This is a genomic window from Lentzea sokolovensis, from assembly GCF_033949975.1.
GTDB classification, from domain to species: domain Bacteria; phylum Actinomycetota; class Actinomycetes; order Mycobacteriales; family Pseudonocardiaceae; genus Lentzea; species Lentzea sokolovensis.
Genome location: NZ_JAXAVU010000006.1, coordinates 151,014 through 163,652, shown reverse-complemented (window position 1 = coordinate 163,652; position 12,639 = coordinate 151,014). Strand labels below are relative to the sequence as shown.

14 protein-coding genes are annotated in these 12,639 nt (G+C 70.0%); 5 read left to right on the top strand and 9 right to left on the bottom strand.

Translation table 11 applies throughout. The features are described 5' to 3' along the window. The first annotated feature begins 66 nt into the window (after positions 1-66). Both SK854_RS12075 and SK854_RS12070 read left to right on the top strand, forming a co-directional pair. Positions 67-423, top strand: a complete 357-nt coding sequence (locus SK854_RS12075) for a hypothetical protein (RefSeq protein ID WP_319975149.1) — start codon at positions 67-69, stop codon at positions 421-423. Positions 424-489: 66 nt separating this feature from the next. Then, the gene (locus SK854_RS12070; RefSeq protein WP_319975148.1) at positions 490-1,014 is read left to right on the top strand and encodes a macro domain-containing protein; all 525 of its coding nucleotides are present in this window, start codon (positions 490-492) and stop codon (positions 1,012-1,014) included. A 1-nt stretch (position 1,015) separates the two neighbouring features. Here SK854_RS12070 and SK854_RS12065 read toward each other — a convergent pair whose 3' ends face one another. The 7 genes from SK854_RS12065 to SK854_RS12035 all read right to left on the bottom strand — a co-directional run bounded on the left by SK854_RS12065 (position 1,016) and on the right by SK854_RS12035 (position 7,134). Next, positions 1,016-2,179 carry an acyl-CoA dehydrogenase gene (locus SK854_RS12065; protein WP_319975147.1) on the bottom strand — a complete coding sequence of 388 codons (1,164 nt, stop codon included), beginning with the start codon at positions 2,177-2,179 and terminating at the stop codon, positions 1,016-1,018. Positions 2,180-2,258: 79 nt separating this feature from the next. Then, entirely contained in the window at positions 2,259-2,747 is a 489-nt protein-coding gene (gene purE / locus SK854_RS12060) for a 5-(carboxyamino)imidazole ribonucleotide mutase (protein ID WP_319975146.1), read from the bottom strand. Beyond that, positions 2,744-3,940 carry a 5-(carboxyamino)imidazole ribonucleotide synthase gene (locus SK854_RS12055; protein ID WP_319975145.1) on the bottom strand — a complete coding sequence of 399 codons (1,197 nt, stop codon included), beginning with the start codon at positions 3,938-3,940 and terminating at the stop codon, positions 2,744-2,746. Before SK854_RS12055 ends, purE begins: the two co-directional genes overlap by 4 nt. 32 nt (positions 3,941-3,972) lie before the next feature. Next, complete coding sequence (locus SK854_RS12050; RefSeq protein ID WP_319975144.1) at positions 3,973-5,088, bottom strand: ABC-2 transporter permease; 1,116 nt, start codon at positions 5,086-5,088, stop codon at positions 3,973-3,975. Beyond that, on the bottom strand, positions 5,085-5,879 hold the full coding sequence (locus SK854_RS12045; RefSeq protein ID WP_319975143.1) for an ABC transporter ATP-binding protein: 795 nt from the start codon (positions 5,877-5,879) through the stop codon (positions 5,085-5,087). The genes SK854_RS12050 and SK854_RS12045 overlap by 4 nt, the downstream gene beginning before the upstream one ends. After that, positions 5,876-6,256, bottom strand: coding sequence for a GntR family transcriptional regulator (locus SK854_RS12040; RefSeq protein ID WP_319975142.1), 381 nt, complete (start codon positions 6,254-6,256; stop codon positions 5,876-5,878). The genes SK854_RS12045 and SK854_RS12040 overlap by 4 nt, the downstream gene beginning before the upstream one ends. Before the next feature lie 110 nt (positions 6,257-6,366). Then, positions 6,367-7,134, bottom strand: coding sequence for a GGDEF domain-containing protein (locus SK854_RS12035; protein WP_319975141.1), 768 nt, complete (start codon positions 7,132-7,134; stop codon positions 6,367-6,369). Positions 7,135-7,276: 142 nt separating this feature from the next. Here SK854_RS12035 and SK854_RS12030 point away from each other — a divergent pair, with 142 nt between their 5' ends. The 3 genes from SK854_RS12030 to SK854_RS12020 all read left to right on the top strand — a co-directional run bounded on the left by SK854_RS12030 (position 7,277) and on the right by SK854_RS12020 (position 10,680). Next, the gene (locus SK854_RS12030) at positions 7,277-9,505 is read left to right on the top strand and encodes a sigma-70 family RNA polymerase sigma factor (RefSeq protein ID WP_319975140.1); all 2,229 of its coding nucleotides are present in this window, start codon (positions 7,277-7,279) and stop codon (positions 9,503-9,505) included. Positions 9,506-9,617: 112 nt separating this feature from the next. Continuing rightward, a complete protein-coding gene (locus SK854_RS12025; RefSeq protein ID WP_406601766.1) occupies positions 9,618-10,217 on the top strand; it encodes a GtrA family protein in 600 nt (199 codons plus the stop codon). Next, a complete protein-coding gene (locus SK854_RS12020) occupies positions 10,147-10,680 on the top strand; it encodes a GtrA family protein (protein WP_319975139.1) in 534 nt (177 codons plus the stop codon). Before SK854_RS12025 ends, SK854_RS12020 begins: the two co-directional genes overlap by 71 nt. Here SK854_RS12020 and SK854_RS12015 read toward each other — a convergent pair. Together SK854_RS12015 and SK854_RS12010 are read right to left on the bottom strand one after the other, a co-directional pair. Next, the gene (locus SK854_RS12015; protein WP_319975138.1) at positions 10,677-11,951 is read right to left on the bottom strand and encodes an ATP-binding protein; all 1,275 of its coding nucleotides are present in this window, start codon (positions 11,949-11,951) and stop codon (positions 10,677-10,679) included. The two genes, SK854_RS12020 and SK854_RS12015, sit on opposite strands and share 4 nt — an antisense overlap. Beyond that, positions 11,951-12,625, bottom strand: a complete 675-nt coding sequence (locus tag SK854_RS12010; protein WP_319975137.1) for a response regulator transcription factor — start codon at positions 12,623-12,625, stop codon at positions 11,951-11,953. Before SK854_RS12010 ends, SK854_RS12015 begins: the two co-directional genes overlap by 1 nt. Positions 12,626-12,639 lie beyond the last annotated feature (14 nt).

The following is a 12,639-nucleotide window of genomic DNA, read 5'->3' as shown; positions in this document are numbered from 1 at the left end:
CGTAATCACCTTTGGTGACAACGGTTCCCCCGGTCGGGGCCCTTGGTCGTGGTTACGTTCGGGCACATGGGACGTTTCCTCGTGGCTCTGACCATCGTGCTCGGCTTCGCCGTGCTGTCCGCTCCGCTCGCCCACGCCGCTCCGGGCTCACGCTGGGACGTTGTGCCGTGCGCGTCCGGCTCGAAGGCCCTGTGGCTGCCGCGCGTCGACAAGTTCGGCACCGATCTGTCGTGCACGACCGAGGAGGCGCGTTCCGCGGCGGTGAAGGCGGCCGTGGACAGCGGGAGTCCGACTCGGATGATGAACGTCGCCATCGCGTTCGCGCAGCAACTCGCCGACAAGTCACTCACGCCGGAGTCGCCCTGCGTGCTCGGCGCGAAGGGGGCGGTGGGCGAGGCGATCGGCACCTGCGTGGCCGCCTGAGTCAGCGATCTTATCGGTGGTGTCCGGCACCATGCGTTTCAGGACACCACTTCCGGGGGGATTGCTGTGATCGTGCGAGGTTCGGGCGACCTGCCGGACGCCGACGTCGAGGCACTGGTGAACGCGGTGAACTGCGTCGGTGTGATGGGCAAGGGGCTGGCGCTGCAGTTCAAGCAGCGCCACCCCGCCTACTTCTCGGCGTACGCGGCGGCCTGTGCCGCCGAGGACGTGCGACTGGGGCGCGTGCACGTGGTTTCGCTGGACCGGCACTTCATCAGCTTCCCGACCAAGGGGCACTTCCGGTCGCGGTCGAAGCTGTCCGACGTGGCCGACGGGCTGGACGATCTGGCTCGCGTGATCGGCGAAATCGGAATCCGGTCCGTGGCGGTGCCGCCACTCGGAGCCGGGCTGGGCGGGCTCCCGTGGGATGACGTGCAGGCGTTGATCGAGGAGAAGCTCGGACGGCTGGACGCGACCATCGTGGTCTACAGCCCGGAAAGTGCCGCGCGACTTCGTCTCCAGCTCCTGCTCACCCCACGAACGCTGATCGGCCTGGAGGACGAGCCTCCAGGCCGATCGCAGAGTCGCTGACCTAGCCGTTCAGCACGGCGCGCGACATCACGACGCGCTGGACCTGGTTCGTGCCCTCGTAGATCTGCGTGATCTTCGCGTCCCGCATCATCCGCTCGACCGGGAAGTCGCGCGTGTAGCCGGCGCCGCCGAAGAGCTGCACGGCGTCCGTGGTGACCTCCATGGCCACGTCGGAGGCGAAGCACTTGGCCGCTGCGGTGATGAAGCCGATGTTCGGCTCGCCGCGTTCTGCCTTGGCGGCGGCGACGTAGACCATGTGGCGGGCCGCCTCGATCTTCATCGCCATGTCGGCGAGCATGAACTGGACGCCCTGGAAGTCCGAAATGGACTTTCCGAACTGCTTGCGGTCCTTGACGTACGCGACCGCGGCCTCAAGTGCGCCCTGCGCGATGCCCACGGCCTGCGCGCCGATCGTCGGGCGAGTGTGGTCCAACGTCTTCAAAGCCGTCTTGAGGCCCGTGCCCGGCTCGCCGATGATTCGGTTCGCGGGGATGGTGCAGTTCTCGAAGTAGATCTCGCGGGTCGGCGAGCCCTTGATGCCGAGCTTGCGCTCCTTCGGGCCCACCGAGAAGCCCTCGTCGTCCTTGTGCACGACGAACGCCGAGATGCCGGCGGACTTCTTCGCGGCGTTGGGGTCCGTCACGGCCATGACGGTGTACCAGGTGGACTCGCCGGCGTTGGTGATCCAGCACTTGGTGCCGTTGAGCACCCAGTGGTCGCCGTCGAGCAGAGCCCTGGTCCGCATCGACGCCGTGTCGGAGCCTGCCTCGCGCTCGGACAGCGCGTAGGAAGCCATGGCCTCGCCTGAGGCGATGGACGGCATGACGAGCTGCTTCAGTTCCTCGGACGCCGAGAGGAGGATCGGCATGGTGCCGAGCTTGTTCACCGCCGGGATCAGCGAGGACGACGCGCAGACGCGGGCCACTTCCTCGATGACGATGCAGGTGGCGACGGAGTCCGCGCCCTGGCCGTCGTAGGTCTCCGGCACGTGGACGGCCGCGAAGCCTGCCTTGACCAGGGCGTTGTGGGCCTCTACCGGGAAGCGCTCGTTCTCGTCGACCTCGGCCGCGTACGGCTTGATCTCCTTCTCGGCGAGCGAGCGGACGGCCTCTCGCAGCGCCTCGTGCTCCTCGGCGAGCTGATAGGTGCCGAAGCTCGGGTTCACCTTGTTACCTCCCAGTAGCGAGTACTCGTGCACGATGTTAGCGCCCGTTCACGTCGGGCGCCGCTGTGCTGTTGAGCACTCAGAGGGACTTCTGCAGCGCCGCGTCCTTGTCTAGTACGAGCTGCTCGAGTTCTGCCTGGAAGCGGGCCATGCGTTCCTGCAGTGCGACGTCCGAGGCGGCCAGCACGCGGACGGCCAGCAGGCCCGCGTTGCGCGCACCACCGACTGAGACGGTGGCGACCGGGACGCCCGCGGGCATCTGCACGATCGAGAGCAGCGAGTCCATGCCGTCGAGGTACTTCAGCGGGACGGGCACACCGATGACCGGGAGCACCGTGGCGGAGGCGACCATGCCGGGCAGGTGGGCGGCGCCGCCGGCACCCGCGATGATCACGCGCAGACCACGTGAGGCGGCCGAACCGGCGTAGTCGAGCATGCGCTGCGGGGTGCGGTGGGCGGAGACGACGCTCACCTCGAACGGCACGTCGAACTCGGCGAGCGCCTCGGTGGCCGCCTTCATCACCGGCCAGTCCGAGTCGCTGCCCATGATCACGCCAACCTGAGTCACTCCGCACTCCGCTTCTCGCCGTGAATGTCGTATCCGTCTGACCAAATGCCCGTGGACAGCCACTGAGCGGCAAGCTGCGCGCGGTGGCGGACCTCGGTCATGTCGTTGCCGAGGAACGTCACGTGCCCGACCTTGCGGCCCGGCCGTTCCTCCTTGCCGTACAGGTGCACGTGCGCGTCCGGGAACCGGGCGAACAGGTGGTGCACGCGCTCGTCCGGGCCCATCGCAGGGACATCGGAAGCCCCGAGGACGTTCGCCATCACGACGGCCGGCGCCATCAGGTCGGTGCGGCCCAGCGGGTAGTCCAGGACGGCGCGCAGGTGCTGTTCGAACTGCGACGTGCGTGCGCCCTCGATCGACCAGTGACCTGAGTTGTGCGGGCGCATCGCGAGCTCGTTCACGACCACACCGTCCGCGGTCTCGAACAGCTCGACGGCCAGCACGCCCACGACGCCCAGCGCGTCGGCGACCTTCAGCGCCAGCTCCTGGGCCTCGGCGCCGTCCAGGGCGGGGGCAGGCGCGAGGACCTCGACGCAGATGCCGTCGGACTGCACGGTCTCGACGACCGGCCACGCCGCGCCCTGCCCGAACGGCGAGCGCGCCACGACGGCCGCCAGTTCGCGGCGCATCGGCACGCACTGCTCGACCATCAGCGGCGTCCCGGCCTCCAGCAGCTCGGGAACGACGCGCTCGGCGCTCTGCGGGGTGTTCAGCATCCACACGCCGCGCCCGTCGTAGCCGCCGCGGATCGCCTTCAGCACGCACGGCCAGCCGTGGGCCGCGCCGAACCTCTGCACGTCGCGAACCTCGTGCACCTCGGCGAACGGCGGCACCGGCAGCCCCAGCTCGGCCAGCCGCACCCGCATCTTGAGCTTGTCCTGCGCGTACTGCAGCGCGTCCGGACCGGGGTGCACCTTCACGCCCTCGGCGACGAGCGCGCGCAGGTGCTCCTGCGGCACGTGCTCGTGGTCGAACGTGACGACCTCGCAGCCCTTCGCGAACGCGTGCAACGCGTCGAGGTCGGTGTGCGTGCCGAGCACCACGTCCCGCGCGACGAGGGCGGCGGGGTCGTTCTCGGAGACTGCGAGCACGCGCAGCGACTGTCCCAGCGGGATCGCGGCCTGGTGCGTCATGCGGGCGAGCTGCCCGCCGCCGATCATTCCGACGACGGGGAGACGGGTACGAGAGTCCACGGTTCAGGCATTCTACCTGCGCTTCTTTCGCGCTATCCCTCGGTCTTGACGGTGGCGGTCCCGGACGTGGCCTGGTCGCCCGGCGCGGGTTCGGAAACGCGTTCGGGTGCGGGATCCGAGGCCTCGCCGGTCTCGGCGTCCGGATCGGCGTCCGGGTCCGGGTCAGCGTCCGGGTCAGCGTCCAGGTCCTGGTCAGCGTCCGGCTCCGGCGTCACGGTGGTCTCCGGGGCCGGAAGGTCCGGCGTGGGCTCGGGCACCGGCGGACCGAGGCGGCGGTGTGCACGGGAGGGCTTCCACCCACCGCCGTTGCGCATCAGCCGGAAGAGCACGGCCAGCAAGCCCGCCGTGATCAGCGCGCACACCAGGAACTCGGCGATCTGGAACCACACCAGGCGCTCGATCGGCTGGTAATCGACGTACGTGCCGATGGCGGCGTTCGTACGGCGCATGCAGCTGGTCTCGTTGACGGGCGTCATGCAGTCGTCCCGGGCGGGCACCGGTTGCAGGTCGGACCCGGCGTAGCCGTGGCCGAGCTCCAAGCCTCGTTCGGGCACTACCGGCGTGTCCTCCCAACGGGCGATCACGCGTGCCGGTGGCCAGTAGAAGGAACGCACCCACACGGCCAGAATGATGCGCACGACCACGAAGAGCACGGTCGTCACCGCGATAGCCGTCACGACGTTCCTGCTCAACAGACCGATGAGCACGCCGATCGCGAGCCCGAGCGCGGCGTAACCGATCTGCACGAGCGAGTTGGCTTCGAAACTGTTCCACGTCCGCACGGAACCGAAGTAGCCGTCGCCGTTACCGATGAGCGCCGCCAGCAGCACGGCCAGGCCACCGAGCACGATCAGCTTGCCGCGCAACCACTGCACGGGCGTGACGTCCTGACCCCACGCCACGAAGTAGGTGCGTTCCTCCAGTTCGCGGGCGATCAGCGGAGCACCCCAGAACGCGCCGACCAACGCACCGAACGCGGTCTGCACGATCAAGGCGTAGAAGCCGCCGAGTGGCATCGAGGACTCGGCGAACTTGAGCGCCTCGATCGACCACAGGTTCCAGATGGCGATCAGCGCGACGGTCCCGACGCCGGCGATGGCCCAGCGGTGCTGGCGCCAGGTCAGCCAGATGAGTGATTTCAGGTTCACAGGTCACGCTCCAGGTGCGCCACGACCAGCTCCTCCAGCGTCACGTACCGGGCTGTCCAGGGTTCGTCGATCCGCTGGCCGCCCGATCTCACCAGGAACGACGACTGCGCCCTGCCGTGCTTCGCCAGCACCACGTGCCCCTCCACGGGCGACTTCGAGGCGTGCGGACCGGTGTAGAGGACGTGCTCTTCCAGCAGTTCGTCGGCATCGCCGTCCACCAGCAGCCGGCCGCGCGACAGCACCAGCAACCGGTCGGCCACACCCGCGATCTCCCCCACGGCGTGCGTGGAGAAGATCAGCGTCATGCCCTTGTCGTTGACCTCGGTCAGCAACTCCCGCATGACCTTCCGGCGCGCCAGCGGATCCAGTTCGGCCAGCGGCTCGTCCAGCATCAGGACGTCCGGGCGGGACCCCAGCGCCAGCGCGAGCACCACGTGCGTGCGCTCACCACCGGACAGGTCCTCGATCTGGAGCTTGCGCGGGATCCGGAACCGGTTGAGCCACTGCTCGGCCCGGTCGTGGTCCCAGACGGTGTTCATGCGCCGGCCGAACTCCAGCACGTCCGCGACCCTGAACGACTTGTACATGGGCTTGTGCTGGGGCACGTACGCCACCCGGCCCGCGATCGACGTGTGGCCCGATTCCGGCATCAGGTGCCCGGCCAGCACGTTGAGCAGCGTCGTCTTGCCGGAGCCGTTGGCTCCCACCATCGCCGTGACGCTGCCCGGCGGTAGTTCGAACGAGACGTCCCGTAAAGCCCATTTCGACACTTCGGCCGCAACGACGCTCATTGCGCTCCCCCACTCAGCACTTCGCGCACCAGCGCGTCGATGTCCTCGTCCTCCAACCCGGCGGAGCGTGCCTCCGCGACCCATGCGGCGAGCTTGGCGCGCAACGGGTCCAGGTCCTCGGGGGCGGCGGACCCCAGGGACCCTGTCACGAAGGTGCCGGAGCCCTGACGGGCTTCGACGAGGCCGGCGAGTTCGAGCTCGCGGTAGGCCTTGAGCACGGTGTTCGCGTTCACGCCGCTCGTGGCGACGACGTCGCGAACCGTCGGCAGCCGATCACCCGGCTGCAACCAGCCGAGCCTCAGGGCCTCCCTGACCTGCCTGCCCAGTTGCAGGTAGGCGGGAAGACCACTGCCGCGGTCAACGTGGAACTCGACCACGCACGCTCCCAGATTGTTCTAGTGAACTAGCACAATAGAACACTTCTCGGAGCGTTGGGAAGCCACCCCCGGTGGGGACACGGGGAGGCCGTGGGCGCGGGACAGGGGGGTCAGCGCCCAAGCGAGGTGAGGAGCGCACGCGCCTCGGCGTGCGTGTCCGGCAGTTGCTCGACCCAGACCTTGGCTGGTCCGACCGGCCGGACGTGCGGGTCGTCGGCGAGCCGGTCGGCCGCCAGGACTCTGAGGTTCGACACTCTTCGCGCCAGCAGTTCGTCACGGCGAACGAGCACCGCGGCCACGCACGGCCCGAGGGTCGCCAACGTCTCGCCACCGTCGAAAACGGTGCGCAACGCGTCGGACGCGAGCGTCATCGCGACCACACGGGACCAGCCAGAGGCCCGGTGCACGTCTAGGCGCAGCATGACCAGCGCGTAGTCGAGCGAGGCGACGGGCGTCTCCCGGTACACCTCGCCGAGCCTCGTGCGCAGGTACGCGGCGGTCGCCAGCCCGGTCAGAGGGTCCTCGGCCGCGCACTCGCCGGCCTGCTTCGTCACCACGTCCGCCCATCCCAGCGCTGTCATGCGCAACATCCGTGCGGGGAGCGAGTCGACGTCCGGTGACACGACGTGCGACACGGCGGTCAGCACGGCGTGCAACGCGGCCAGGTCCAGCAGCGTCTCGCTCAGGCCCGCTCCCGCCTCGGCACGAGCCCGGCCCAGCCGGACCAGCGCGTCGCCGGGGTCGGTGTTCTCCAGCATCGCCGCGCACACGTCGTCGACCTCGGCGAGCGGCCAGTCTGCGGGGAACGCCCAGCCTGCGGCCATGGTGGCGGTCCGCCACCTCGACTTCAGCAGGCGTTCCGCTTGTGCGACACCCACCCGGTCTCCCTTCAGCTCACCCGATTCCAGGTGGGAGACGCAGCCGTCGCTCGTTCGTGACGCAACCCGCGCGGGGGATTGAGATGACTCTGTCAGGCGCCGTAAGTCACACTGAGCGCCGCGAGGGAGGGAAACGAAGACTGTGGCAATCGTTCCTGCAGACGTCCAGGGACCCAGCGACGCCGAACTGATCGACTCAGTGCGTGGCGGGACCATCGACGCCTACGGCCAGTTGTACGAACGCCACGTCTCGGCGGCCTACAACCTCGCCCGCCAGTTGGCCCGCTCCCAGGCGGAGGCCGACGACCTCGTCTCCGAGGCGTTCGCGAAGGTGCTGGACACGCTCCGTGCCGGGCGCGGACCCGACTCGGCGTTCCGCGCGTACCTGCTCACGGCGCTGCGGCACACCGCGTACGACAAGACGCGCCGCGACAAGAAGATCGACCTCACCGAGGACATGACCGACGTCGCGCCGGCGGTGCAGTTCAGCGACACCGCGGTGGCCGGGCTCGAGAAGTCGATGGCCGCCCGCGCGTTCGCCGCACTGCCCGAACGCTGGCAGATGGTGCTGTGGCACACCGAGATCGAGGGCCAGTCGCCCGCCGAGGTCGCCCCGCTGCTCGGGCTGTCGGCCAACGGCGTGTCCGCGCTCGCCTACCGCGCCCGTGAGGGCCTCAAGCAGCAGTACCTGCAGATGCACCTGACCGACACGGAGGCGGAGCGCTGCCGCGCGACCGTCGACCGGCTCGGCGCCTGGACCCGCGCGGGCCTGTCCAAGCGCGAGGCGACCCAGGTCGAGGCGCACCTCGACGAGTGCGGCCGGTGCCGCGCGCTGGCCGCCGAACTCGCGGACGTCAACGGCGCGCTGCGGATCTTCGTCGCCCCGCTGGTGCTGGGCATCGGCGCCACGACGTACCTGATCGCCGCCGGCACCACGACGGCCGTCGTCGGCGCCGGAGCGGCCGCGGGTGGTGCGGGCGCCGTGGGTGCCGCGATCCCCCGCCAGCTCGTCACGGTCGGTGGATCCGCTGCCGCCGTGGCCGCCGCTGTGGCGATCGCGCTGGCCGCGGCCGGCGGAGAACAGCAGGCGCCCGTGGTCCAGGCCGTCGAGCCGCCGCCCTCGCAGACTCAGGTCCAGCCGCCGCGGCCGGTGCCGCCGGCCCCCGTTCCGCCCGCTCCCACGCCCCAGCCGCCGCAGCCCACGACGGAGCCGCCGCCCCCGGTGCCTCCGCCCGCGCCGCCGGCACCGGCTCCCGAGCCCCCGGCCCCCGAACCACCCGCTCCCACGCCGCCGTCGCTCACGCCGACCACGCCGAGCGGGTACACGCTGACGCCCGGCGAGGAGCCCAAGGACTTCCCGATCTCCATCCTGAACACCGGCGGCACCGCGGCACCGCCCGCGAGCATGGTGCTGAACCTGCCGCCGGGCGTCGTCTCGACCGGCGGGCCCGCGTCGTTCGGCGCCGCGCGCCTGCTGCAGCCGGACGGCGCGGCCGACCAGAGCGTGAACTGCCCCGCGGGCACCGGCACGATCACGTGCGTGACGCCGCAGGGCATCGCGCCCGGCGGGCAGGCGACGTTCCACTTCCTGCTGCGCGCGACCGACAGCGCCGTGCCCGGCACCATCACCGGCGTCATCAGCGCGGGTGCGGCGATCTCCGTCAACGTCAACGTCGCGGTCAACGTGCCGCCGGTGAACGACGACCTCGAACTCTCCGTGAAGACGTGGCAGGACGAGGTGTTCTGGGACCCGCGCGCGGACGTCGAGGTCCGCAACACGGGTCCGCGCGCCGGCACGTTGAAGCTGGACGTGTCGACGTCGGAGAACCTCGTGCTCTACACGCCGTACCGCGAGTGCACTTCGGCCGGCAAGACGACGCTCCGATGTGTCACCGACCTCGACAAGGGCGGCCGGTACCGGATGTCCCTCTGGGCGTTCGGGCATCGCGGCGGGAACATCACCGTCACGGCCACGCTGGGCAACGTGACGAAGTCCGTGACCGTGCCGGTCAAGGCCTGGCCGGACCCGCCGGGCGAGGAACCGCCGAACCCGCCGACGTCCACGACGACGACGCCTCCTCCGACGACCACCACGACAACGCAGCCCACGAAACCGACCGAGCCGACGCGGCCGACCGAGCCCTCGCCGACCAAGCCGACGGAACCCACGGTCCCCACGAAGCCGACCGAGCCGACGGTGACCTCGCCGTCGATCACGGTGCCGACGCTGCCGGACCCGTCCGAGACGCCGCCACCCCCGTCGTCGACCACGCCGCCACCGACCTCGGAGCCGTGCGACCCGTGGCCGGGACTGCTGCCGCCGCTGATCCCCGACCTGCTCGGGCGGCCGTGTCCCGCGCCGCGAAGTTGATCAAAAGTTGATCTTTGGTCGTCACTGAACGTGCAGGTCACGTGCCTCTGAGTGGCAGAAGATAACACCCGGAGGCAGTGGCCGTTACCTTGATCCGTAAGCTGGGCAGGTGCTGCCAGTCGTTCGCCGTGCCATGAGCCGGTTGCCGGAACCACTCCAGTTCCTGCTTCACAAGCACCGCGAGATCATCAGGTTCGCCCTGGTCGGCGGCACGACGTTCCTGATCGACAACGGCGTCTGGTACGCGCTCAAGCTCACCGTGCTGACCGACAAGGTCGTCACGGCGAAGGTCATCGGCGTGCTGGTGGCGATCATCGCCTCGTACGTGCTGTCCCGCGAGTGGTCGTTCCACACCCGAGGCGGTCGCGAACGCCACCACGAGGCCGCGCTGTTCTTCCTCGTCAGCGGTCTGGGTGTGGGGATCAACATCCTGCCGCTGTGGCTGTCGCGGCACCTGTTCGGCCTCCAGGCCCCGTTCGTCTCGGTCATGACCGAGGAGATCGCGGACTTCGTCTCGGGCTCGATCATCGGCATGCTGCTCGCCACCGGGTTCAAGTTCTGGGCGATGCGGCGCTGGGTGTTCCCGGACGCCGACGCGCGGCCGGACCGGCGCGTTCACCCGATCTCCGTAGACTCGTCGCGTGTCCCTAGCCGAAACAGTGGTCTCGCGGTTTCCGGAACCGATCCGGTCGATCGCGCTGAAGCATCGTGAACTAGTCAAGTTCGCCCTGGTCGGGGGCACCTGCTTCGTGATCGACACCGTCCTGTTCTTCGGGATCAAGACGGTCGTCCTGCCGAACAACCCGGTGACCGCGAAGATCATCGCGACCCTGGTCGCCACGATCGTGTCGTACATCCTGAACAGGGAGTGGTCGTTCCGCACCCGCGGCGGCCGCGAGCGTCACCACGAGGCGCTGCTGTTCTTCCTGGTCAACGGCATCGGCATCGTGCTGAACTCCGCACCGCTGTACATCGCGCGGTACGCGTTCCACCTGCAGGAGCCGCACGTGTCGCGACTCACCGAGGAGATCTCGGACTTCCTGAGCGCGCAGATCATCGGCACGCTCATCGCGATGGCCTTCCGCTGGTACGGCTACAAGAACTGGGTCTTCCCCGAGGAGAACGGCCGCAAGAAGCGGTCGATCGAGGACGAGAAGGAGCTCGGCCACTCCTAACGCGGAGTGCCCGGCGTCTTCCACGAGATGCCCACCACGTCCTGAGCCTTCGGCACCGGCAGGAACACGGCGAACGTCGCCGGCCGTGCCGTGGACAGTTCCAACCGGCCGCCGTCCGCGTCGACCAGCGCCCGTGCGAGCGCCAGCCCCACACCGGTCGAGCCGCCGCCGGAGACGCCGCGCTCGAAGATGTGCGCCGCCAGGTCGTCCGGCACGCCCGAGCCACCGTCGCTGACCTCGACCACGACCGTGCCCTCTTCGCTGCGCGCGGTGACCATGACGGACCCCTCGCCGTGACGCAGGGCGTTGTCCAGCAGCACCCCGATGGCCTCGCGCAGGCGGGCGGGGGTGGCGCGGGCCAGCAGGCCGTCCGGGACGCGGACGCGCAACGCCCTGCCCTGGCTCCTGACCTGCTCGCGCCACTCCTCGGCGATCAGGTTCAGCGCGGGCCGCAGTTCCAGCGGTTCGGCGCCGACGGCTCGGGCCGCACGGGCGGCGGCGAGGAGCTCGTCCAGCACGGCGGCGAGGCGTTCTGCCTGTTCCAGGGCCGCGCGGGCCTCGGCGGCCGTGTCGGGTTCCGGGTGCTCCGCCAGGGCTTCCAGCCGTAGCTGGAGGGCCGTGAGACGGCTGCGGAGCTGGTGGGAGACGTCGCCGACCAGCTCGCGTTCGCGCTGGACCAGGCGGGCGAGGGCCGTGGCGGAAGTGTCGAGGGCTTCGGAGACGGCGTCGAGCTCCTCGATGTTGTAGCGCTGCTCGTCGGCGCGGAAGTCGCCCGCGCCCAGCCTGGACGCGCGGGCGGCCACGTGGCCCAGCGGGCGGGCAAGAGTTTGCGCCGTCACCAGGGCCACGACGGTGCCGGTGCCCACCGAGAGCGCCAGCAGGAGCAGCACCAGTCCCGCCACCTGGGCCTGCTGCGTGTGCATCGGCCCGGAGGGGATCTCCAGGCGGACGGTGCCCTGCTGGGCGATCGTCAGTTCGACGGCCAGCGGGTCGTCGCCCGGCGAGGGTCCCGTGGCCTTGGTGACGCCTGCCGAGACGACCGTGAGGCGGCCGTCGGTCGGTATGGCGACCCGGACGGCGTCGATGTCGATGCTCTGCTGCTTGGCGAGCTGGTCGTCCAGCGTCGTCGCGATCTGCTGGGCTCGTTCGGTGAGGCTGCCGCGGGCGGTGTCCTCGACGAGTTGGAGCGCGGTGTAGCCGAGCGGGAGGCCGAGCACGAAACCCGTGACGGCGACGGCGAGCAGAATCGCCCGCAGGATCCGGCGGCGCATCAGTCGGCGTTGAAGCGGAAGCCGCGGCCACGGACGGTCGCGATGCGCTTCTCCGCCGAGTTCGGGGTGCCGTCGCTGAGCTTCCTGCGCAGCCACGACATGTGCATGTCGAGCGTCTTGCTGCCCTTGAGATCAGGGTCGTTCCAGACCTCGGACAGGATCTCGTCGCGGCTCACGACCTGCCCCGCGCGTTGGATCAGCACCTTGAGCAGCTCGAACTCCTTGTTCGCCAGCTGGATCTCGCCGCCGTCGACCGTGACGCGGCGGGCGGCCAGGTCGACGCGGACGCCGTTGACCTCCAGCGTCCCCGGCGCGCGGCGGCGCAGCAGGGCCCGGATGCGGGCCATCAGCTCGGCCAGGCGGAACGGCTTGGCGACGTAGTCGTCCGCGCCCGCGTCGAGCCCGACGACGAAGTCGACCTCGTCGGCTCGCGCGGTGAGCATCAGCACGGGCACGCTCCTGCCGCTCTGCCGCAACCTCCGGCACACCTCCAACCCGTCCATGCCCGGCAGGCCGAGGTCCAGCACCAGGAGGTCGATGCCCCCGGCGATGGCGGCTTCGAAGGCCTTTGGCCCGTCGCCCACGACCTGCACCGAATAGCCCTCCCGCATCAAGGCGCGGGAGAGAGGTTCCGCGATGGCCGGATCGTCCTCGGCCAGCAACACCACGCTCACGGGGCTCAGCGTAT

Bases quoted from the DNA above. Each gene is read 5' to 3' on its own strand.
- SK854_RS12045 (WP_319975143.1), bottom strand. From the start codon at position 5,879: ATGAGCGTCGTTGCGGCCGAAGTGTCGAAATGGGCTTTACGGGACGTC.
- SK854_RS12015 (WP_319975138.1), bottom strand. From the start codon at position 11,951: ATGCGCCGCCGGATCCTGCGGGCGATTCTGCTCGCCGTCGCCGTCACG.
- SK854_RS12075 (WP_319975149.1), top strand. From the start codon at position 67: ATGGGACGTTTCCTCGTGGCTCTGACCATCGTGCTCGGCTTCGCCGTG.